Origin of the sequence: Paenibacillus sp. FSL R7-0204 (assembly GCF_038002225.1) — a bacterium.
Taxonomy (GTDB): domain Bacteria; phylum Bacillota; class Bacilli; order Paenibacillales; family Paenibacillaceae; genus Paenibacillus_AQ.
The window spans coordinates 2288292-2309698 of record NZ_JBBOCA010000001.1 but is presented as its reverse complement, the minus strand read 5'-3'; the positions used below and the strand labels follow the sequence as shown (position 1 = coordinate 2309698).

Below are 21407 nucleotides of genomic sequence, written 5' to 3'. Positions count from 1 at the left end.
TTATAAGAAGCTTATTTCGAGCTTTGCCGGTGGTAGTCCCGGAGTGTCCGCAGTGACCTTAATCGTTCCGTGGACTGCTCCGGCCCGGATATAGGCTAGCAGCTTGCCGTGACGGGTATTTCGGGTATGGGAACTGTACGGCTCGAGATCCTGCACATTTCCATTCTCCAATCCCAGCAATTCACCCGCTCCCTCTACGGTCACCGTGACAGGAACCTCCGCGTCATATACCCCAGTGCCCGCTGAATCCACAATTTCGAGCTCCACATGGACGATACCCCGCAGGTTGGCCCGCAACTGCAGGGTATCGGCTGTCAGCTTTAGCTGCTCCGGTGTTGCCGCCGTTTGCAGCTCCCGCTTGACCGTTCTGCCCTGTTCGTCTTTCCCTTCCAAGCTCAGCGTTCCCGGTTCAAAGTTCACTTCCCAGCTCAGCAGCAGCTCCCCGTTCTCATCAGGACGTCCTCCGCCCAGCAGCTTGCCGTTAAGATACAATTCCGCAGCAGCCAGATTGGTATACCCGTCTACGATCAACCGCTCGCCCGGCTCCCAGTTCCAGCTTGGCCCGCCGCCTGACCGGCCACCGGTGTCAGATATTCCCGGTTCACCTGCCCTGCGGACCGTAAGATAAGCCATCGGCGTATCGCTCCATAGGCTCTGGCGGTAGTAATAGCTGGGTTTCGGGAAGCCGGCAAGGTCCATGAACCCTGCCTGCGAGGCCCGTACCGGCCAGCCATGCGCTTCTCCCAGATAGTCGATTCCAGTCCATATAAACTGTGCGCAGATATCGGGGTTATCGCGGACCGCCAGCCACTCCTGCAGTCCCGGAGAATTCTCGCTGCCGTAGAGAACACGATTCGGGTAGGAGCTCCGATCCTTTTCATATAAAGATTCCCTGTAATTATAGCCAACTACGTCAAGCACATCGGAATAACCGATCAGATTGGCTAGTTCAGGATAAGCCAGCGCTGCCGTTACTGGCCGTGTCTTGTCACAGGCCTTCACAGCCTCCACCAGCTTTCCGGCTATGACAGTAAGACGTTCAGCATTCGGCTTGTTCGGATCATATACACGTTCTGCTTCAGGCTTGTTGGCATCATTGTTGCCGGTCATCGTCTGGAAGGAGGGGTGACAATAAGGATCATTAGGATAGTCTACCTCATTGCCAATACTCCACATAATAATAGAAGGATGATTTCGGTCGCGCAGCACCATCTCCTGAATATCCGCAATGCCCCAGTCCGGGAAATCCTCATAATAGCCGAAGTGCTTGGGAGGATAGACATTATGTCCGGTAGACCACTTGTTTTTGACACCCTCCCATTCATCAAAGGCTTCGTCCATCACCATAAATCCCATTTGATCGCACAAATCCAGGAGAACCGGAGCCGGCGGGTTATGGCTCATGCGGATGGCATTGCAGCCCATGTCATTAAGGTAGCGCAGCCGTCTGCCCCAGACATCGCCAGGTACGGCAGCGCCGAGGCAACCGGCGTCATGATGCACACAAACTCCCTTAATCTTAAGAGCTTCTCCATTCAGCTTGAACCCTTCTGCCGGATCGAAGTGAATGCTACGGAGGCCGACGGGAGTGCGGACCTCATCCACCGTCACACCCTTCCATACAATTTCTGTAAGAAGCGTATACATGTTGGGGGCTTCCGGCGACCAGAGCTTCGGCCCCTTCACTTGAATTGCCTGTTGACTGAATTCCGTACCGCCCGCCGCTGGCAGCAGCTCCACCGAGGTTCCTGAATCGATGCCCTCCTCATCCAAAAGAGTATGACGTACACAGATCTCTGCTGATTCGCCTGTTTCATTCAACATCCTGGTCTCTACCTGCAGCTCCGCCCATTCCCGGCCAATCTCAGCGGTCGATGCAAAAACACCGTACTCTGCAACATGAATGTCATGCGTAAAGGTCAGATATACATCACGGTAGATCCCTGAACCGGTGTACCAGCGGGAATCTGCTGTCTCGGCATGGTTCACCTTTACCGCGATGGTATTCACGGCTCCGTCATACGCCAGCAGGTCTGTTACTTCATAGGTGAATGTGCTATAACCATAAGGACGTTTGCCCAAATAATAGCTGTTCACCCAGACCTGCGAATGGTTGTAGACGCCCTCAAAGGTAAGGTACGCACGTTTCCCCTCCAGCCGGTCCGGCAACACAATATGCTTGCGGTACCAGCCGGTTCCACCGGGCAGATATCCGCTGCCGCTGGAATAATCTCTGGAGAAATCAGCCTCGATGGCCCAGTCATGCGGAAGTGTGACCTCACGCCAATCTTTGTCGTCATATCCCTTATACCATGCTTCAGGTACATCCCCGCGATGGAAACACCACTCCGCATTAAGCCCTAGCTTGCTTCTGGACTCGTTCATACGCTTCTCCTTTATCCGGTTTGGAATTGGTTTTCAGCCGTTATTGCGCAGAATCCATTTTTTGCTTGAACGCATCCAATTGCTTCTGCAATTCAGCCTTGACTTTATCATATCCGGCAGTCTTGATTTTCGCTCTGAACTCCTCCACTGCTTTGGCAGGATCACTTACCTTCCCGAAGTTGATAGCCGGACCAAGCTCCCCGGCCACCTGCGAGATCGCAGTCAGTTCACTTTCCACAGGAGTTTTGTCGAAGACAAACTGGCCGTAAGGATACGGAATTTTGATTTTGTCGTATTCGTCATAGAGGGTGCCGATTTCACTCCAAACCGTTTCGCTTGGAATTTCGAATTTATCCATTCGCCCGCCCCAGAAATCTGCATAGAAGCTGTCAGAAGCTTCATTGTAGTTGGCTGGCAGTGTTCTCTTTCCATCCTTAATTTCATATTGAACGCCTTCGATACCATAGTTGATCAGATGATAGATCTCCTCGTTGTTGCGGATCAAATCATACGCCATCAACGCCCGCTCCGGGTTTTTGCTGTGGGCGCCCAGAGAGGTGCCGCCGTGTGTAATCGACAGCTCCATTAGATTCTTCCCGCCGGTCCGATTGAACGGGAACATCTGCAGATCGGAGCCTGGCTGCGCTTTGTCCATCTCTACACGTAGCGTAGAGAAAGTTTGTGTGTGATGCTGATCCATACCCGATAACCCGGCTTTGAGGGCTATACGGTTGTCATTTTTGTTATTGAGTGCATCCTCGCGCCAGAATCCTTTATCGGCCCATTCTTTCATAAGCTTGGCATAATTCAGGAAGAGATCGCTGAAGATGGGCTCAGCTACGGTATATTTCTCATCGTTCGATACCGCTGTAAATACTGGCATGTAGCCTGTAGAGAGCGGAAGGTCCAGGTTATCCGTATAGGACTGAATATAGCCGCCCCATGTCACCGCACCGGAAGCCATATCCCATGGAATGACATCCGGCTTGTTGTCTTTGATATATTGCAGATACTGGCCGATTTCTTCCCAATTCTTGACCGGTTCGCTCAGCCCAGCTTCCTTCGCCCAGTCGCCGCGGTAGAAGAAGCCATGATTGACCCATTGTGTGTAATCGTTCTCAGGGATCAGCACAATTTTGCCGTTGTAACGGCTCTCGTTCCAATCCTTCTCCGGGACGGATTTCCAGGTTTCAGGTGCATATTTGGGCAGCAGCTCATCCAGATTCATGAAGGCTCCGCGCTGCGCATTGGCCCAGGTATCGAGCCAATCCGTACCGATGGTGATCAGATCAACCGCTTCCCCAGAGGCCAGCAGCAAGTTGTATTTGGTCTGCCAATCGGCCCATTCGACCCATTTCCATTCCAGCTCGGCATTGATTTTTTCCTTCATAATTTCATTGACCTTGGCCAGCACCTTTTCGAATTGCCCATTCTTCGGCTTATCACCCAGCACCACATAACTGATCTTTACGAACTTAGAGGTGTCCGGCGCCGAGCTGTCTGTTTTTCCATTGTCATTTGTCATCTTATTCCCATTGTTAGCCGCATTATTCCCGCTGCCGCAGGCGGCAAGCGTAAACAGTAAGAGGAACGTCAACACAATACCTGATGCTTTTTTGATCCCCATTCTTGTACAACCTCCCTGTGTTTTATTTACTCTATGTGAGAAGGCATCATTGCCTTTGCACATCGTTGCATAGAATTGAATGGTCTGGAAGATCAGCCCTTTACGGCCCCTACGGTGATACCCTTAATAAAGTAGCGTTGTACGAACGGGTAGAACAAAATGACTGGCCCCGTGGCAACTACGGCTGTCGCCATCTTCATGGACTCGAGTGGCATATCGCGAAGCTGCACATTCGAGGCGGCAGCGGAATTGCGGACATAATCCGCACTGGTGATCACGTTATACAAAAAAAGCTGCAAGGTACGATATTTCATATCCGGCGACAGAAACAGCATGGAGTTATACCATTCGTTCCAATAACCCAGAGCGATGAACAGCCCGATTGTGGCCAGGGCGGGCGTGGTCATCGGCAGAATCAGCCGGAGGAAAATCGTAAAGTCGCCTGCTCCGTCGATCTTCGCCGATTCTGTAATGGCATGAGGAATCGAGCGGACGAAGCTTTTCATCATAATGATCAGAAACGGAGTTAGCAGACCGGGGAGCAGAACCGCCAGATAGTTATCTTTTAGATGGAGATACTGGGTAATTAACAGGTAGAACGGCACCAGACCTCCAGAGAACAGTGTAGTGAAGTAAATGAAGAACGAAATTTTGTTCCGGTACATGAAGTCCGGCCGCTGCAGCGCGTATCCCGTCATAGCCACCAGCAACAGGCCAATCGCCGTACCTACGATGGTTATGACAATCGTTACTATATACGATCCGATGATCAGACCAGGATTCTCAAACACGATTTTATAAGCGAACAGACTGAATTCTTTAGGCCAGAAGTTGAAGCCGGAGAGCTTGATGGCCGACTCAGAGGTGAAGGAGGTCCCCAGCACCAGCAAGAACGGCAATAGGCAGCAGAGGGCGAACAAGCCGATAAACAGGTATCCGATCCACTGAACGACAAGTCCGCTGACGTCGGTTTTTTTGCGAGCGCTTACAAATGTCTCATCCATGAGCAAGTCCTCCTAAAAAAGTGAATTGTCAGGCGATACCTTTTTGACCAGCCAGTTAGCTGATAGAACAACGATAAATCCGAACAAGGATTGATACAGGCTGACCGCACTGCCCATCGAGAAGTTGAAGTTGGTCATCAGTGAGCGGAACACATAGGTCTCGATAATATCCGTTGAGGCGTACAACGCTGTGTTGTTGGCACCCACAAGATTAAAGAATAACCCGAAGTTCCCCTTAAGGATTCCACCAAGCGAGAACAACAGCAGAATGATGAAGGTCGGTTTGAGCCAAGGCAGTACGATATACCGGATACGCTGAAAAGCATTGGCTCCGTCGATCTCCGAAGCCTCCACAATCTCACTGTCCAGCCCCATAATGGCGGCGAAATACACAATGGAGCCATAACCGGTGCTTTGCCATAAAAACGTGATGACAATGATAAAAGGCCAAGCCCCCGGACTCGAGTAAGCCTTCACCGGATCAAGCCCCAATGAGTTCAGAACCGAGTTCAAAATGCCATAATCGTAACTCAGAATGTTGTAAGCGATGAGGCCGATCAGAACGGCGGATACGAAATACGGCAGGAACATCATCGTTTGGGATACTTTCTTGAACCATTTGCATCGAATCTCATTCAACAGTACAGCGACCGTAATCTGAAGCATGTTGCCCAGCAGGATGAACGCAATGTTATAGGCTATCGTGTTGAAGGTCAGGCGCCACAGGTCACCTGTCATGACAAGGAACCGGAAATTCTCCAGCCCGGCAAAGGCGCTTCCGAAGATGCCGTCAGAATAATTGTACTTGATAAATGCCAGATACAGTCCAGGCATAGGCATATAGGAAAAAATGAGAAAAAACGCTATCGCCGGAAAGCACATCAGCAGCAATGTCTTGTTGTTCTTAAAACGTTTCCAGCGGCCGCGCTTAGGTTTGGTATACCTCTTCTCTGTCAATTGGGCAGGTGAAGCAGTGGACATAAGACCCCTCCTTAATTGAATAGTCAGCCGACTCCAACTGTAAAATTTATGAAACCCATTTCATTTGAAGCCAAAAAAATAAAACCCATTATTCATCTTTTCTCTCTTCTTCTCGCAAATTTCCCAGGGAGGTGTCCTTGTTCATTCAGCAAGTCATTGGATTAGAGGTGAAATGGGTTTCATTAAAAAGTAAAATGTAAGGGCTTTCTTCAACAGAATAAGCCCTCGTTATTTCAAAGTCAACTATTAATTTATCTTCACGGATCAATTATTCCGGGGAGGCGCCGTCGTCTGGCGTACCCTTAGCTCGGGAACAACCGAATGTAGAGAGGGTACCTTTTTGCCCGCGATCAGCTTATGCAGCATCTCTGCCGCCAGACGGCCGATTTCGTTCGCCATCAGTGATACCGTAGTCAGCTCAGGAATGCTGAAGGACGCAAATGGAATATCATCGTAACCAACAATGGACAATTCCGCCGGCACGGCAAGTCCCGCCCGGTCAGCCGCTTTCAGTGCTCCGATGGCCACCAGGTCGTTCATACACATGATAGCTGTCGGCCGATCCGGCAAATTCAGCACCTGCTCTGCAAATTCTAAGCCTTTGTTGACAGAGAACCCCCCTTGGACCATCCACTCCTTGCGGACCTCCAGACCGTTGTTTCGCATGGCCGTCCGGAATCCTTGAATCCGCTGCTGCGTATTGGACATGTGCACAAAACCGCCAATGACGGCGATATCCCGGTGTCCAAGATCTATTAAATGCTGTGCGGCCAGCTCCGCCCCCAGCCTCTGGTCGACCGCTACCCTGTGAATCTTCGTGCCAGGCAGATTCCCGTTAATCATCAGCACCGGAACACGTTTTGCAACTTCCTCTACCTCCCGTACCAGCGCCGCATCCGGCTTGGACAAATCCAGTCTGCCGCCAATCATCACGATACCGTCGACCTGCTTCTCCATCAAGATCCCCAGGTACTGTGATTCCCGCGCATACTGGCGTTCGGTCTCCTCGTCGGAGGAGACGGTATCGCACAAAAAACACGTATAGCCCAGCTTTCTCGTCTCCCGGTCAAAGCTGGCCAGAACCTCCGGAAAAAACGGGTTGGTGATATCCGGCAGGATGAACCCGATCATCCCGGTTTCTTTGCGGATCAGGCTTCTCGCAAGCGCGTTGGGCTGAAACTGGTGCTTGTCAATCAGCGCAGTAATCCGCTCTCTCGTTTCTTTCTTGACGGGAGCGGTATTATTAAGCACTCTGGATACAGTGGCAACCGAGACGTTAGCTTCCCTGGCGATATCATATACTGTAACGTGCTTCATTCTGCTTCCTCTCTTTGCACATCGGCAATAACTGGTTTGTCCTTCATCTTATCGTTTAGATCTGTATTAGTAAACCATTTATTCCTATTCGGCTCCGGCGCCGGGAAAAGCGTATGCTGAATGTTATTCATCACTTTCAATTCAGGCTTTCCTGTAATGTAATCGGTTTCACTCCCTACACATACCACTTCCGTTGCGCCTCATACATCGTCCGGTACTCGCCCGCCGTGCTCATTAACTCCTCATGCGTGCCGTCCTGCACGATCCTTCCGTCCTTCATCACGAGAATTCGATCCGCGAGCTTCACTGAACCTAATCTGTGGGACACAAGGATTGCGGTTGTATCCCGGCACAGGGCGGCGAAGTCGTTATACAGACGGGTCTCCTCCAGGGGATCGATGGCCGCTGTAGGCTCATCCAAGATCATTAGGTCACTGTCGCGGAACAATCCGCGCGCAATCGCCACACGCTGCCATTGACCGCCGGACAGATCGGTGCCGCCGAACTCGCGTCCCAGCATCGTATCCAGTCCTTCCTTACCCCCTTCACCGGATACAAGCACACCTGCCTCCACACACACGGATACTACTGCGGTATCCTCTGCTGGTTTGGAATATTGGCTGATCCGCACATTCTCCCGTAAGGTCTCATTATACTTGCGATAATGTTGAAAAACAGCCGACGTTCGCTCATAGCTAGTCCGCGAAGCCTCCACGTTCCCGTACCACACTTCCCCTTCCGTAGGCGGGTATAATCCCATAATGATGCGGCACAGCGTGGTCTTCCCGCTTCCATTCTCGCCTACAATCGCCAGCGTCTGCTTGTTCGGAATGATCAGGTCGATCTCCTCCACCGCATTTCGGGTCGCCAGCGGATAGCGGAACCGGACAGCTTTCAGCTCAATATCACTGTCTGCGGGCCTTGGCAGGTTATTAGTCGCATGAACAGGTTCGCCGATGAAATCCAGAAAATTCTCAGTAGACCCGATATTCTCCGTAGCCCAGGCGATTCTCTCGGTGATCAGCTTGTTCATGAAGCGGTATAGACTGCCAATCGAAGCCAGCACCGCTGCAAAGGCTCCAATAGAAATCTCCTGCCTCATCACAGAGACAAACAGCATGTACACGATCAGGCCGTAGCCAATAACCGTCACTATATTCAGAATGAGCTGAACGAGATGCTTGCGTACCTGCGTCCGAAGTACAATAGCGTTCAACCGTTGCAGGGCAGACGTATACAAATTCTCAAAAAACGCAGTAGCCCCCAGCAGCCGGGTCTCCGAGTGATACGCTTTGTCCGTCAAGCACTGTTCATAGTAGTCACTTTCCCGCCGGATCGGGGCAGATGCGTCTTCCAGATTCTTGAATGCTGACATCAGCACCCACTCAGAGAGCATCACCGGGACGAATACGACAACAATACTTAGCGCAAGCACCGGCTTGAGCATGAACAGATACCACCCGATGAACACGAAATAAGTCGTATAATAGAACAGAATATCCAGTAAGGTCGTCCCGATCCAGATCAGCTTGCCGCTCCCGTTCACAGCCTTGTGGATATAATCCAGCCGCTTCGTGTCCTCGAATTCAGAGACCTGCAGAGAATCTACTCTTCTAAAAATCATCAGGTTCAGGTGCTTGCCCACGCTTAGCCCGTAAATCTCCTCATAACAGTTCCCTAGTCCATCCATGACATGATAGAACAGATACATGAGCGCCAGCGCACCCAAGGACAGGAGAATCATCTTGAAGTCTATTCTATCTGTAGCATAGGCAGCAGCCGCATCGAGAAACCTCTGCATGAATAACACCTGCAGCACCCAGGAGACCGCCTGGAGCAAGGCAATGCCGATGTAGGTGTAAGACATTCCGGGATTCACCTGAAACAAAAGCCGCAGGCATCTGGTCCCGTTCTTCAGCAGCTCTTTGCCCTGTATTCTAACCATGCTGCACCTTACTCTCCGCTTCATACCACGACTTCTGGCTGGCGAACATTTTCCGGTAGATCCCGTCCGGGTCATTCATCAATTGCTCATGGGAGCCCTGCTCCGCAATCCGCCCGCTACGCACCACGAGGATCTCATCCGAGATTCTTGCAGCGCCCAGCCTGTGGGTGATGTATATAGTGAACCGGTCTGCGCGGATACTGCTGAACATTTCATATAGCCTGCTCTCTTCTATCGGATCCAGCGCAGCCGTAGGCTCGTCCATAATATGTATGGCAGAGTTAGAGTACAACAGTCTGGCTACCGCCAACCTTTGCCACTGCCCGCCGGAGAGGTCCAGGCTGTTCTCTTTGATTTTGCCAACATAAGTATCGAGACCAGCTTCAAGCCCCTGAACCATCTCACCCAGATTCATCTTGCTTATGCTGTGACGGATTCGCTCTTCATCCAGCTTCAGGATATTCCCCAGCCGGACATTATCCTGGATCGTCAGCGCGTACCTGGCGTAATTCTGGAAGACCACCGCGATGATGCCCTTCAACTCCGCGTAGCTGTACTCCCGCAGATTTTTATTATTAATGAAGATTTCACCCTCGTAGTTATCGTACATCCCGGTAAGCAGTTTGATCAGGGTGGACTTACCGGCCCCGTTCTCTCCGACAATGGCATAGCTTTTCCCGCTAACCATGGTGAACGAGCATTGATTCAATATGTATCTCTCCGTATCCGGGTAGCGGAAGCTCACCTGCCTGAATTCCAGCGATTGAAAGACGAAGCCGCCCAACTCCACAGGCAGAGCAGCAGCATCCTCCTTCTCACTAAGTCCGGCAAAAGCGGAAAATTCCTTCAGATACTCCTTCATCCGCGCATGCTCCTGCATCGTCTCGGCTAACTGCCAGGACATCCTCTGCACAAGGCTGAAAATCGCGGTCACCAGCGAAATGAACAGGCCAATCGTTAGCTCGCCCAAGTGAAGCGCAGGTAACAGCAAGGCCACTATAATGATGCCGATCAGCAGAGCGATGATCGAGCCGCTTTTCAGATGAATGAAGCTTCGGATCTGTATCTTCTTCTCCACCGTGTACGTCTGATCATACAGCTTGTCGTACCGATCCCTGAGCGCCGGACTATATCCGAATAATGTGCGTTCCTCCGCATCCTCCCGGCTGGTCAAAATATTGGCTATATCTGCGCTCCTCCTCCGTATCCGCTGCGCATCCATCCCCAGCTCATAATTCGCTTTGCCCGTCTTCATGGCGATGTAGAACAAAGGCACCGCTACCAGCACAATCACAATCCCCGTAATAAACGTGGACGACATCACAATTACAAGCAGCGAAGCGGTCCCAATCAGCAGATTCAGCCCACTCATCATATTGTTGAACCCGCCTATGAAATGACCCACCGGATCTCCGCACACCCTATGGATTAACTCCGCAGTCTCTTTATTCTCAATATGCTGATACGCAAGCCGCGCCCGCTTCAGCACCATCTCCCGCTTCAGCCGCACATTCAGCCGATTGCGCCCCGTCAGCTCCACCAGCTGCATCAGGCTAGGAAGCAGATGAGTGACGATCACATAACCCATAATCAGCACAAGCGGACCATAGATTAATGAATAGTCCGCCCGGCCATTCACAATATCGGTCGCCGTATTAATGAAATAAGCCATTACCAGCGTCTGATAAGCAGGCATCAGGGCGTCCACCAGCATATACCCCACCGACGCCGCCGTCTGCACCGGAATCACCCGGAGCGGAATCCCGATCAAATCGAATACTGTATATTTTCTTGAAGTTATCATGTGATCTCCTTGTTGGAATGAATTATAGTAGGGACGAATCACAATAGGAAAGACTCGCAAAGCGTGCCCTAATTCATAGTATCATTTCCTTCCAGGAGGAATAACCTGTCAGATTATAGGGGTTGAGTTGTCATTCTGTAGAGTATACTCCGTAGATTTAACAGTCAATTACTTTTATTGTAGAACACAAAGTACTTCGTCAATGAAGGGGATGAGGAATTGGCCAGTATCCTGGAGAGCCTGTATCACGGCAACTTGCATCCAGATGAACAAGTGATAACCAATGACCCGCAATACACTATTTTAAGAAAAAGAGTGTCTGACATCATAGAGATTTGGAAGGAACGCCTCTCGGCGGAAGAATTCGACGAGTTAGAAGCACTGTTAGACTTATACGGTCAAACTCACGGCATGGAGTTGGCAGCTAGTTTCAAGTATGGATTTCGCTTGGGAGCGGGGATTATGGTGGAGGTTTTGACCGGGGAGGAAGGGCTTGCTGGTCGGTTGAATAGTATTGATGACATACCACCGTCATTTAAAAGTAAACAGAAACCTTAATTTTTCAAGGTTTTCTTTTCTCATTAATAGCAGGACGGGGGGACCTTGATCCTTATGCTAGTCTCTGGTAGCTTTTACGTTAAAGTATAGTTGTTGTAGCCAAATGCGAATACGTTTTTTTATTTTCACATATAATTGAAAAATCCGCCTGAGGAACTCTGGCGGATTTAACATTTGACTAAAATTTATTATCTCCTCAGTAACTAAACCTAATTAGCTTTTTCCCCAAAAAGTGCTATAGCAATTTTTATTAGTACATAGGAAATAAGAAAGCAAACTATGCAAGCACCAACTAATGAAATAATGTTTAGCTCATAACTCTTAGCCTGTGCAGAGATACTAAAAATATCTTGATATCCAGAAGAAAAATCATTTAGTCTAAGGCTAAGAAATGGAAACAGAGCCCCAAATTTATATTCGTAAGCTGTGCCCGTGTATTCAATAGAGATAGGTTTCATTAACGAGAGTATCAGAATTATTAAAGTAGTGATCCAGTAGGTTTTTTTCTTCAACATAGTCATGAAACCACCTCAAATAATTAATAATTTTGAATGCTATCGGTATAAAGGAACGTTTGTTGAGTGGTCACTGATAGCGGTGTATTAGGTATACCGTAAGTTAGCAATCCAGTAGCTGTTACATCTGCCTGATTTCCATATGGTTGAAAATTCCCAAGTTGATGTTTCCAACTTGCAACAGCTGTTCCAGTTTGCCAACTATCTAATACTCTTCCGCCATAGAATAATCCATCATACGGCCCATCATTACTATCGCCGATAAGCGCATTATATCTTATATGAATCCAAGACACTCCACCTGAAGGAATACCTGAATATATAGTACACTCTCTATTCAAATAAGTGGTATAAAAAGGAGTTATCATTCCAGGTTCAGCAGGTACAGTTTTAACATCTACAACTTTATACTCAATATTTGCTGCATCTTCGTAAAAACCTGTTAAATAATCCACTAACTCCTCGTTATTATATGCTGATAATGATTGAAGATATTCCTCACTTAAGTCACTTTCATTAATTGTTATCGTTGTTTTTTCACCATAAACTTCGTTAAGATTCTGAATTACTTGTTTTAAATCTGAAAGAGTAGAATTTCTTGTGGTATCAACAGGTTCATTACTTGCAAATGCAGGCACACTAAAAGACAGGACCAAAAGAGATGACAATACAAATGTTGAAATTTTACGTAGCACGATTGTCTCCTTTTTAATTTAATCTCGAGATAAATTGGTTTTTATTACCATGGTTTATTACATTATATTCCTCATAAAATTAATTGTCAAATTAATGGAATTTAATTACTAATTATTACTTTTACTTTTTGTGTCGTATATCTAGGAAATAAAACTAGATTGTAATTACTTTTGCACTTATTAAATCTCCCCCCTCCTAAAAATGAAATTTATCTCACCGCAAAAACTAATAGATTCATAAATCTTTTTAATTCATAGATTTTTTGTAATTAACTACTTATACTTATTTTTGACATATAAAGAAAGGGAGTTTGAAATGAAAAAAAGTTACACATTATTAATGGGATTTCTGGCACTCTTGTTGTTTTTTTACCGGTTCAAATTGGTCATGCTGCTGGCGGTGGGGTAAGTGTTAAAACGCCTGAAAGCAACTTCCGGCAATCTTGACCATCCCCCAATGTTTCCCTTCGACTATTCCACCCTTGAAGTCTATATCGCTCTCCAGGGCTTTGTATGAAGTACAAATGCAACCTCACTTTCTTTTCTTCCGATATTTCTTAATTAACAGGACCAAAATAAAAATTAGCACCAACAGAACAAATACGGCGACCCACAAAATCACTGGATTTCCTACGGTAAAGTAAGTATCTCTATATTGATATTTTTCATTATTCATAAGAATAGATTAATCCATTTGTAACATTATGTATATGTGGTAAGGAATCCTTTCCTTATAAAAAAATAACCTGCCATTACTGACAGAGTTATTAGGAGAAAAAGTTATTCCGCTGAATACTCATCTACGCTGAAGGTAAGTATCTTATCAAAGATTACATAATCTTTGCGGCTAGTAAAGGGCCCTTTGTTATTGTCGTGCTTATTAATTCCATAACGGGCCGATCCTGAGGATGCGTCGTACCAACTTAAAAAGGCATTGACTTCAGTCATTGGAAGATCAAATTCTTTTTCAAGCCCAGTATTCATCGTCACGACCAAGATTGCCCTGTTACCTGTAGGCTGCTCTGGAATCGGTGACGGTGTTACTGTTGGTGTTGGCTTAACGGTTGGTACTGGTGTGACGGTAGGTGTCGGCTCTGGAGTTGCTGTTGGTTCAGGAGTTGGTTCAGGCGTCAAAGCACCTACAGTAATTTCACTAATAGCGATCCAAGTGTTGCTTTCAGCACACTCAATTCTAATCCCACTATAATTTCCTGGAGTTACTACAAAAGGATCTAAAATTGTGTAGAGTTTATTTGCATGGTTTTCCACTTCTCTGTTTATTTTCCCGGATATTTCAACCCAAATTCCTGATTGTAAACCATACAGCTTATAGGAAACATTAGTTTTTGGACTAGCAGAAGCTGCTAATTGAACAAAATCTAAATAAATTTCCTCAGGAAATTTCAATTCTATAAAACCGTTATATCCTCCACTATTCCAGAAGGTTTCAAAATTCGAATCTATTACATTGCTAGGAACCATCCCACTGTATGACTTATTAGCAGATACTACAGTGCCATTTGGAGGCACAGTTCCAAGCATTTCAACATTATCCCCACTTTCAGCATGTGAAATATCATTTTTAATTACTGGTTGAAATAAAATTACAGATACTATTAAACTCAGCACTATAAATATTTTATAACTTACACTAATTCCTTTTTTCAAAAAAATCCATCTCCTTTAATATGTATACATCAAGCCTACAATAAAAAAGGGCGAACAAACAGTCTGTTTATCCACAGAAATTTACAATACACTTAAGGGTTTAAGAGGAAATATGTGGAATGATAAAGAAATAAGGGATCAGGAAAGGACAATTTCCCTTAGCTATAAAGTGGCTGTATAATAATCAGAAAGCTCCGAGGTGTAATCATGCATAAACAACTTAAACAAAGCATCAAGACTGCGGCCGTAAACCGAGAAATGATTGTTGTATGGCTTCATGGTGGAGGAAAGGCGAAAGGCATTCCGGAGGTATCAGCAAATCCTGATCGGGTAAAGATCAATACCATCGAGGGGCCGGTATGGGTGCCATATGTGGATATGAAGAGCATTTCACCAGTCATTAGGCTGCGGGTTGAAGGTGAAACAAATGAATGAACCGTCTCCCAGTTAAGGCCGGGACGGTTATTTTTTATCAAACATGCCCTTGAGCACATTCTGAATCATTATCAGGATTCATTCCGCATTGAGGATTTGGCACAACTCGTGAAGATGAGCGTTCCGTCTTTCCATAGGAATTTTAAAGAAATCACCGGCATGAGCCCGATTCAATTTCAAAAACAGCTGAGACTTCAGGAAGCCCGCCGCCTATTACTGTCCGGGTCAGAGAACGCAGCGGATGCTGCTTTTCAGGTAGGTTATGAGAGTCCGACGCAATTCAGCCGGGAGTACTCCAGAATGTTTGGCGTTCCACCCAAAGAAGATATGAAGCGGTTTAAAGTAACCCGTGATAGGATTAGGCAACTTTTTGATCGGATCGGAGTACCGGGGGTCTGAGTATTCGCTGTATATTATGAATACCTTCAAGGAGGTTCAACAAGAATAAAATTTATTCAGGAGGTATGTATGCAATATATTAAGCTAGGCCACTCCGGCCTCGAAGTTTCACCGGTCTGCATCGGTTGCATGGGCTTTGGAGATCCCCTCAGTGGTTACCCTGGCTGGGCGCTGGGCGAGGATGGCAGCCGTCTTGTGATCAGACATGCGATTGAGGCAGGGATCAACTTCTTTGATACCGCTAATTTGTATTCACACGGAACCAGTGAGGAAAGCGTCGGCAGGGCGCTCAAGGATTACGCGACACGGGAGAACGTCGTCATTGCCACCAAACTGGGTGCTCCCATGCGTTCAGGACCTAATTCATTCGGGCTCTCACGCAAGGCGATTATGACGGAAATTGACCACAGCTTGAGACGTCTTGGAACGGATTATATAGACCTGTACCAGATTCATCGGGCGGACCCTTTTACCCTGTGGGAAGAGACGCTTGAAGCCCTCCATGATCTCGTGAAAATGGGAAAAGTACGCTATTTGGGCGCCTCCACCATGAGAACTTGGCAGTTCGCAAAGGCCCTGCATCTCCAGAAAGAGCACGGTTGGGCCCGCTTCATCACCATGCAACACAACTACAACTTGATCGCCCGCGAGGAAGAGAATGAAATGATTCCCCTCTGTGCTGACGAAGGGATTCAGACCATGGTCTTCAGTCCGCTGTCGCGTGGTGTCCTGGCTCGGCCTTGGGGTGCACAAACAGCCCGCTCCGCGACCGAAACCGGTGCTGCCCAATACTTCCAGGCAACTGCGGCAGCCGACCAAAAAATCGTCGCGGCCATCGGTCAAGTGGCAGAGGAACGCGGGGTTAGCCGTGCCGAAATCTCGCTCGCTTGGCTGTATCGCAACCCCGTCGTTGCCGCTCCAATCGTCGGAGCCCTCAAAACCAGTCACATTGACGATGCCATCAAAGCCCTCTCGATCAAACTATCCGACGAAGAAGCTGCACGGCTCGAAGCTGCTTACACCCCTCGTATCGACGTAAATGTGAGAAATTCCGACCCGAAATCGATTGCCTGCATGGCCGCAACCGTTGGGCATGAGGTAGCGATTCAGGTGGGGGGAAGTGAATTGAACGGAGCAAGAGGCCCATGCGGGGTTGCATGGGCCTGATTTTAATGGACCAGCGTTAAAAGACTGCTTCAACCAACAATCAGTACAGGTTTGGAGAAATAAAATGGTAATTGATGCAGGGACGCTCAATTGTTATAGAGAACGTCTCCTTTAGAATCTAATTTATTACGGATAGTCGCATTGTTAAAATTCTATCGATTTTATGAAGGATCATCAACTACACCCATTAGCGCGTATCCTGTAGTGCTGTTCGTACTCGCTCTAGCACCATAGGAATGACTCGAATTAGGATTAGTAAGATACATTTTTCGACCTACGGACAAGTTAGTCGCCCACCCTACATCATAAGCAGAGGTTAAATCTGAGTAGCCTGCATTATAGCTGGACCCAGGTAAAGAATCAGCTACCATTGAAACTCTATTAGCATTTGTATTGAAAGCATAGAAGATTGGGGTTTCTGAACTCGTTGGTGCAGCTTGCAGATAGACGTATCCCGCATAATTAGCAGACATAATCGTAAATATAGGATCAGTGAGTACTGTTGAAGCTTCTTTACTTACGGTATTAGTGTTTTTAGGGATATCCCAACCCGGAAAAAGGTCGGAAAATTCAGGAAGTTTTTCAATTGTTCCATCAGAAAGCTCAATTGCAACTTGGCCATTAACAGTCCAAGACTCACTATAAATTATAGAATTTCTAGCAGCTAAAATAGCATTCTGCCATTCTTCAGGCGCTGTTTTAAGATCAGAATATGCGAGATTCTCAGCGGACAGAGTAGCATAGTTAGGTTGGTTGGCTGCGTTTGCAAAGCTTGGGGTAATTAGTGTTGCAAACAACAAAAAAGCTGTGATTGCTGTAAAGGCTATTCTTTTCATAAATAAAAGTCCTCCTACTAATTAGAATATATTTCCTTTATTATTTCAAAAATAAAAAATGACGCCAAAACATCCACATATTCTTACCTATAAGAAAAATATTTCAATTCGATATCCTCACCTCCTTTCCAATCCCTCTTCATTCCATAAATGTATCGAAAATCAATTTCAGGGACAGTTAATGCTTAATTTTTTTAAAAAAACATTGACTCCTATTTAAGACAAATGTAGAATATCATTGTAAGACAATTGTCTTAAAGGAGGCTGAGATGTTGGAAATATTAAAAAAACTTCCTGACGCAGAGTTTGACATTATGAAAGTAGTTTGGGAAAACAATGAACCTATCACAACCAGTATCATTATGCAACAATTGGAAAGAAAAAAAACTTGGAAGACACAGACAGTTGGTACCCTTTTGTCAAGATTAGTTGAACGTGGATTTGTCAGAACTGAAAAAAATGGTAAAGAACGAACTTATTTCTCGCTGATTAGCAAAGAGGACTACCTTAATTTTGAAACAAGTGACTTTGTAGAGCGTTTTGATGGAAATTCTATTACAACCTTGGTAGCACGTTTATTTGAAGGAAACAAAATAAAAGATAGTGACCTTAATCAACTTTCAAAGTGGTTAAGAGAAAAGAAGGATTAATATGCACGGTTTTTTAGATATTCTTATCTATAATTCCATTTCAATGTCTGCTGTAACCCTTATTTTCATGGTAATAATGCCAGTCGTATCAAAGCGATATACTGCAAAGTGGTGTTACATATGTTGGATTATTATTGGATTACTTTGGGTTTTCCCTTGTCGACCTCTAATTGACTTTTTGATAATCCCAATAAAAATTCCTGAAGTACCTATTATCCCCAACCGCTCAGATATAGGCATTTCTACCATTACCGGAGATGCTGTATATATTCAGGCATTTTATTATTTAAAGTGGATGCTTCCAGCAATTTGGCTAATAGGTGCATTAAGTATCTCTGTTTATCATTTTTTGCGGCACAGATACTTCATAAAAATGATACGTCGTTGGAGTGCTCCTGTGACTGATCTTAATAGCGAATTAATGTTAAAAAATCTGTGTATAGAGCTTAACATTAATAAAAATGTAGAACTGCGAGAATGCAAAGTTATAACAAGTCCCATGATGATTGGCTTTTTCCACCCTGTCATTTTGCTGCCGCCTTTACAAATTTCAGACACTGAATTATTTCTAATACTGAAGCACGAGGTAGTTCATTTTAAAAGGTATGATCTTTGGTATAAGACCTTAATCCTAACGGCTACTGTGCTTCACTGGTTTAATCCAATAGTCTATCTAATGGCAAAGAAGGTGGTCTCACAATGTGAGTTCTCGTGCGATGAAATCGTATTAAAAGGTGCAGACTTACAGCGTAGAAGACAATATGGTGAAGCCATTATTAAAATTGTTAAGTACGGAGCAAAATTTCAAACTGCATTATCAAAAAATTTTTATGGAGGAAAACAGAATATGAAAAATCGACTTTCACTTATTATGAATACTAAGCAAAAGAAATCAGGGATTATTGTCCTTGGAATAATCTTTTTAGGTGCTCTGATGACCGGTGCCACTCTGGCTGCAGCTACTAATTCAAAAGAATCTACTACCCCAGGAGTAATTGTGGCAAATCCTGAAAGCAATAGCGATACGGACAATGAAGAGAATCATCTCCGTGAGTTGTTACGGAACTACCATAGTAATAATGCTAACTCTAATGACCTAAAGGAATCCTATCAAACCAAAGTGGTTATCGGACCACCTAACAGCGATAAAGATAGCGATACCTTAATAACCCCTCTGAAGGAGCTATTAAAGAAGTATCGCTAATTAAAAGACACTATGCAGAATGCCACTTTATATGTAGACGAGTTAATTCAGATCAACTTGCAAATATTTCTTTAGTCTCTTTTTGGCTCTTTGAACTCTTTTTTTACAAGTCTCAACTGATATCCCAAGTTCATGCGCTGTCTCAACCACAGTATATTTATCCAAAGCAATTTTTTTTATTAACTTATAGTCCTCAATATTTACCAAATCTGAGTATAAAAAATCAACCTTAAGTGTATCAATATGCCCTATTAATAAATCTTCATCTAAATTAATAGAGAAAAATAATTTGCTATTAACATGAGTAAAATTGCGAATCGTGTTTTTAATAACATTTTTAAGTGTAATGAACAGCCATCCCTTTGAATTTGAACTGGACAACAACTTGTTGGCTCTTGTGCATGCTATTCGAAATGTCTCTTGGACAGCTTCTTCAGCCAATAAGTGATTATGTAAAACTTTTTTTGCATAAGCAGATAATGGATTTATCATCTCTAAGAAAAGCTTTTCAATTAATACTCGTTGCTCTTGATCGAGCTTCATTTTCTCACCGCCTAATCTGTCTAAGCCACCTTCACTTTCTTGTTTTAATATCCTATCTTCTAACCTAACCTTCAGGGATAAAAACGTAGGGCCAAAGGGAAGCATTCCCCATGGCCCCCTATTACTTGCGCTTTATTCAATTAGTCATATCGCATAAGGCTATTCCACTGAGGTTCTAGTTTTTTTCGTAAACAGTGACTTGTCCATCAATTTTTTGCGAAGAGGGGCTGCTATTATGCCAGATATTAGCATAAAAAGTCCCAGTCCCCACATTCGACCACGTACCTACGTAAGTTCCAAGATCCGTACCGTAAGGATAAGTTATGGTTCCGCAATCCTGGGTAGACAACCAACTTATTTTCTTTTTCAGTTGGATTTTATATTGTCCTGAGGCCTCGTTATACTGGTATGCGTTAGCCCAACTATTAATTTGAATGTTGTTATAGGTAGTCGAGGTAAAATCATTTGTACTGATTCCGTCATATGTTACACCCCAAAAATTATTTGGACCGTATATTTTTATCTCTGCAACAGCAAGTTTAGCTTTGGCAATGGAAGAATCGTCAATTTTTACAGCTTGTCCAATTATATTTTCAGATTGCTTATCCAACATGGGATTTGAAGTTTCTGTCAAGCCTTTTTGAACCGGTTCTGATTCTTGAACACCAGTTGCGCTTGCGGGAATCACAGAAAAAATGAGTGCAGATAAACATATTGACGAGACAACCATGTTTTTCAACCTACTAATAAACATTTCAAAACCTACATTTTATTGGTATAATACCCATATAATTTAATTATACACCAAATTATATCATTAAGTGGGTGAAAAATGGAATATTTTAAGAAAAAACGGTCGATTATTATCATATATTTGATAATATTAGTCAGTTTATTTTTTGTAATGGGGCGTTCAACCAGTATTCATAACACGTTGCCAAATAATCCTTCAACGCAAATTATCAATTACTTAACAAGCTACTTAGAAGCTATAAAGAATAAAGACGCAGTTGCTGCAACTTCATACCTGATTGATGAAGCTATTCCGGATAAAGATAGACTCATTAAGTTTTATTCTGAGAGTATTACGACCGATAAACTTTTAGCATATACTGTCTCCCCCAATATTCACATCGATGAGAATGGAGATGCTCAAGTGGAAGCTACACTCACACTTGATCCTGGAGGTACGGTGGCGCATACTTTTACACTAAGGAAAGTTGAAGAAAAATGGTGGGTTTTTGTTGCCCGGTAGTCAATACACACTTACCGCTCTAACGAGAGAAGCACGGTTTAATTGATGAATCATTATAGTAAAGGAACACTCATTTTATATCTGTAAAGATTTTTAAATTCATATCAGGAACTTATTGGGAGGTTGAATTGCCTTGAAAAAGAAAAGCCTAAAAATAGTTGCAATAACAACATTCGTATGTTTTATGGTTATAACTTTAGTTGTGTCCGTCTCTGCGAAAGGGAACAAGGTTCCAACTTCAACCGGTGATTTAACCCAAGAAGCAAATCGCATGAGTCGGTCTGACCGCCAGCAGGCTGAAAGTTCCAAGATTTTAGGAAAAGCATTCCCTTCCCCTGTCACTACAATAACTGAGTAAATCATTAGAATCCTCCAAACGCTGAGTCTCAAATCTAAATAAAAAAAGGCGCCGTTAGCAA

20 protein-coding genes and 1 pseudogene are annotated in these 21407 nt (G+C 45.1%); 8 read left to right on the top strand and 13 right to left on the bottom strand.

All coding sequences use genetic code 11. The annotated features are described in order from the left end of the window. The 7 genes from MKX42_RS10365 to MKX42_RS10335 form a co-directional block, all read right to left on the bottom strand. A complete protein-coding gene (locus tag MKX42_RS10365) occupies positions 1 to 2385 on the bottom strand; it encodes a glycoside hydrolase family 2 TIM barrel-domain containing protein (protein ID WP_340752417.1) in 2385 nt (794 codons plus the stop codon). A gap of 40 nt (positions 2386 to 2425) precedes the next feature. After that, positions 2426 to 4012, bottom strand: a complete 1587-nt coding sequence (locus MKX42_RS10360) for a DUF3502 domain-containing protein (protein WP_340752416.1) — start codon at positions 4010 to 4012, stop codon at positions 2426 to 2428. Between the two features lie 92 nt (positions 4013 to 4104). Further along, positions 4105 to 5016, bottom strand: coding sequence for a carbohydrate ABC transporter permease (locus MKX42_RS10355; RefSeq protein WP_340752415.1), 912 nt, complete (start codon positions 5014 to 5016; stop codon positions 4105 to 4107). A gap of 12 nt (positions 5017 to 5028) precedes the next feature. Continuing rightward, on the bottom strand, positions 5029 to 5997 hold the full coding sequence (locus MKX42_RS10350) for an ABC transporter permease (protein ID WP_445669312.1): 969 nt from the start codon (positions 5995 to 5997) through the stop codon (positions 5029 to 5031). A 264-nt stretch (positions 5998 to 6261) separates the two neighbouring features. Next, complete coding sequence (locus tag MKX42_RS10345; protein WP_340752414.1) at positions 6262 to 7314, bottom strand: LacI family DNA-binding transcriptional regulator; 1053 nt, start codon at positions 7312 to 7314, stop codon at positions 6262 to 6264. A 175-nt stretch (positions 7315 to 7489) separates the two neighbouring features. Then, positions 7490 to 9259, bottom strand: coding sequence for an ABC transporter ATP-binding protein (locus MKX42_RS10340; RefSeq protein ID WP_340752413.1), 1770 nt, complete (start codon positions 9257 to 9259; stop codon positions 7490 to 7492). Further along, complete coding sequence (locus tag MKX42_RS10335) at positions 9252 to 11063, bottom strand: ABC transporter ATP-binding protein (protein WP_340752412.1); 1812 nt, start codon at positions 11061 to 11063, stop codon at positions 9252 to 9254. The genes MKX42_RS10340 and MKX42_RS10335 overlap by 8 nt, the downstream gene beginning before the upstream one ends. A 219-nt stretch (positions 11064 to 11282) precedes the next feature. On the opposite strand from MKX42_RS10335, the gene MKX42_RS10330 reads away from it, so the two are divergent. Next, complete coding sequence (locus MKX42_RS10330) at positions 11283 to 11621, top strand: DUF6809 family protein (RefSeq protein ID WP_340752411.1); 339 nt, start codon at positions 11283 to 11285, stop codon at positions 11619 to 11621. A 209-nt stretch (positions 11622 to 11830) separates the two neighbouring features. On the opposite strand, the gene MKX42_RS10325 is transcribed toward MKX42_RS10330, so the two are convergent. The 3 genes from MKX42_RS10325 to MKX42_RS10315 form a co-directional block, all read right to left on the bottom strand. Then, on the bottom strand, positions 11831 to 12136 hold the full coding sequence (locus MKX42_RS10325) for a hypothetical protein (protein WP_340752410.1): 306 nt from the start codon (positions 12134 to 12136) through the stop codon (positions 11831 to 11833). Between the two features lie 23 nt (positions 12137 to 12159). Continuing rightward, the gene (locus MKX42_RS10320; protein WP_340752409.1) at positions 12160 to 12831 is read right to left on the bottom strand and encodes a hypothetical protein; all 672 of its coding nucleotides are present in this window, start codon (positions 12829 to 12831) and stop codon (positions 12160 to 12162) included. A gap of 780 nt (positions 12832 to 13611) precedes the next feature. After that, entirely contained in the window at positions 13612 to 14499 is an 888-nt protein-coding gene (locus tag MKX42_RS10315) for a hypothetical protein (protein WP_340752408.1), read from the bottom strand. A 207-nt stretch (positions 14500 to 14706) separates the two neighbouring features. Here MKX42_RS10315 and MKX42_RS10310 point away from each other — a divergent pair, with 207 nt between their 5' ends. From MKX42_RS10310 to MKX42_RS10300, 3 genes and pseudogenes are all read left to right on the top strand, one after another. After that, entirely contained in the window at positions 14707 to 14934 is a 228-nt protein-coding gene (locus MKX42_RS10310) for a hypothetical protein (RefSeq protein ID WP_340752407.1), read from the top strand. A 36-nt stretch (positions 14935 to 14970) separates the two neighbouring features. After that, a pseudogene (locus MKX42_RS10305) lies at positions 14971 to 15333 on the top strand (helix-turn-helix domain-containing protein); the annotation flags it as partial. A gap of 69 nt (positions 15334 to 15402) precedes the next feature. Further along, positions 15403 to 16500 carry an aldo/keto reductase gene (locus MKX42_RS10300; RefSeq protein WP_340752406.1) on the top strand — a complete coding sequence of 366 codons (1098 nt, stop codon included), beginning with the start codon at positions 15403 to 15405 and terminating at the stop codon, positions 16498 to 16500. Positions 16501 to 16661: 161 nt separating this feature from the next. Here MKX42_RS10300 and MKX42_RS10295 read toward each other — a convergent pair whose 3' ends face one another. Then, positions 16662 to 17336: a hypothetical protein gene (locus tag MKX42_RS10295; protein WP_340752405.1), complete on the bottom strand. Its 675-nt coding sequence runs from the start codon at positions 17334 to 17336 to the stop codon at positions 16662 to 16664. A 269-nt stretch (positions 17337 to 17605) separates the two neighbouring features. On the opposite strand from MKX42_RS10295, the gene MKX42_RS10290 reads away from it, so the two are divergent. Together MKX42_RS10290 and MKX42_RS10285 are read left to right on the top strand one after the other, a co-directional pair. Next, on the top strand, positions 17606 to 17986 hold the full coding sequence (locus MKX42_RS10290; RefSeq protein ID WP_340752404.1) for a BlaI/MecI/CopY family transcriptional regulator: 381 nt from the start codon (positions 17606 to 17608) through the stop codon (positions 17984 to 17986). Position 17987: 1 nt separating this feature from the next. Beyond that, positions 17988 to 19190 (top strand): M56 family metallopeptidase, encoded by a 1203-nt coding sequence (locus MKX42_RS10285; protein WP_340752403.1) that lies wholly within the window; start codon positions 17988 to 17990, stop codon positions 19188 to 19190. A 42-nt stretch (positions 19191 to 19232) separates the two neighbouring features. Here the strand turns inward: MKX42_RS10285 and MKX42_RS10280 are convergent, their stop codons facing one another. After that, the gene (locus MKX42_RS10280) at positions 19233 to 19838 is read right to left on the bottom strand and encodes an RNA polymerase sigma factor (RefSeq protein WP_340752402.1); all 606 of its coding nucleotides are present in this window, start codon (positions 19836 to 19838) and stop codon (positions 19233 to 19235) included. A gap of 70 nt (positions 19839 to 19908) precedes the next feature. Next, positions 19909 to 20463 carry a hypothetical protein gene (locus tag MKX42_RS10275; protein ID WP_340752401.1) on the bottom strand — a complete coding sequence of 185 codons (555 nt, stop codon included), beginning with the start codon at positions 20461 to 20463 and terminating at the stop codon, positions 19909 to 19911. Between the two features lie 102 nt (positions 20464 to 20565). Between MKX42_RS10275 and MKX42_RS10270 the strand changes: the two genes are divergently transcribed. Further along, entirely contained in the window at positions 20566 to 20988 is a 423-nt protein-coding gene (locus tag MKX42_RS10270) for a hypothetical protein (protein WP_340752400.1), read from the top strand. 133 nt (positions 20989 to 21121) lie between these two features. Next, a complete protein-coding gene (locus MKX42_RS10265; protein ID WP_340752399.1) occupies positions 21122 to 21346 on the top strand; it encodes a hypothetical protein in 225 nt (74 codons plus the stop codon). Positions 21347 to 21407 lie beyond the last annotated feature (61 nt).

Excerpts from the sequence above, each read along its gene's own strand:
- MKX42_RS10365 (WP_340752417.1), bottom strand. The coding sequence starts at position 2,385 with ATGAACGAGTCCAGAAGCAAGCTAGGGCTTAATGCGGAGTGGTGTTTC.
- MKX42_RS10360 (WP_340752416.1), bottom strand. The coding sequence starts at position 4,012 with ATGGGGATCAAAAAAGCATCAGGTATTGTGTTGACGTTCCTCTTACTG.
- MKX42_RS10355 (WP_340752415.1), bottom strand. The coding sequence starts at position 5,016 with ATGGATGAGACATTTGTAAGCGCTCGCAAAAAAACCGACGTCAGCGGA.
- MKX42_RS10350 (WP_445669312.1), bottom strand. The coding sequence starts at position 5,997 with ATGTCCACTGCTTCACCTGCCCAATTGACAGAGAAGAGGTATACCAAA.
- MKX42_RS10345 (WP_340752414.1), bottom strand. The coding sequence starts at position 7,314 with ATGAAGCACGTTACAGTATATGATATCGCCAGGGAAGCTAACGTCTCG.
- MKX42_RS10340 (WP_340752413.1), bottom strand. The coding sequence starts at position 9,259 with ATGGTTAGAATACAGGGCAAAGAGCTGCTGAAGAACGGGACCAGATGC.
- MKX42_RS10335 (WP_340752412.1), bottom strand. The coding sequence starts at position 11,063 with ATGATAACTTCAAGAAAATATACAGTATTCGATTTGATCGGGATTCCG.
- MKX42_RS10325 (WP_340752410.1), bottom strand. The coding sequence starts at position 12,136 with ATGTTGAAGAAAAAAACCTACTGGATCACTACTTTAATAATTCTGATA.
- MKX42_RS10310 (WP_340752407.1), top strand. The coding sequence starts at position 14,707 with ATGCATAAACAACTTAAACAAAGCATCAAGACTGCGGCCGTAAACCGA.
- MKX42_RS10300 (WP_340752406.1), top strand. The coding sequence starts at position 15,403 with ATGCAATATATTAAGCTAGGCCACTCCGGCCTCGAAGTTTCACCGGTC.
- MKX42_RS10295 (WP_340752405.1), bottom strand. The coding sequence starts at position 17,336 with ATGAAAAGAATAGCCTTTACAGCAATCACAGCTTTTTTGTTGTTTGCA.
- MKX42_RS10290 (WP_340752404.1), top strand. The coding sequence starts at position 17,606 with ATGTTGGAAATATTAAAAAAACTTCCTGACGCAGAGTTTGACATTATG.
- MKX42_RS10285 (WP_340752403.1), top strand. The coding sequence starts at position 17,988 with ATGCACGGTTTTTTAGATATTCTTATCTATAATTCCATTTCAATGTCT.
- MKX42_RS10280 (WP_340752402.1), bottom strand. The coding sequence starts at position 19,838 with ATGCTTCCCTTTGGCCCTACGTTTTTATCCCTGAAGGTTAGGTTAGAA.
- MKX42_RS10275 (WP_340752401.1), bottom strand. The coding sequence starts at position 20,463 with ATGGTTGTCTCGTCAATATGTTTATCTGCACTCATTTTTTCTGTGATT.
- MKX42_RS10270 (WP_340752400.1), top strand. The coding sequence starts at position 20,566 with ATGGAATATTTTAAGAAAAAACGGTCGATTATTATCATATATTTGATA.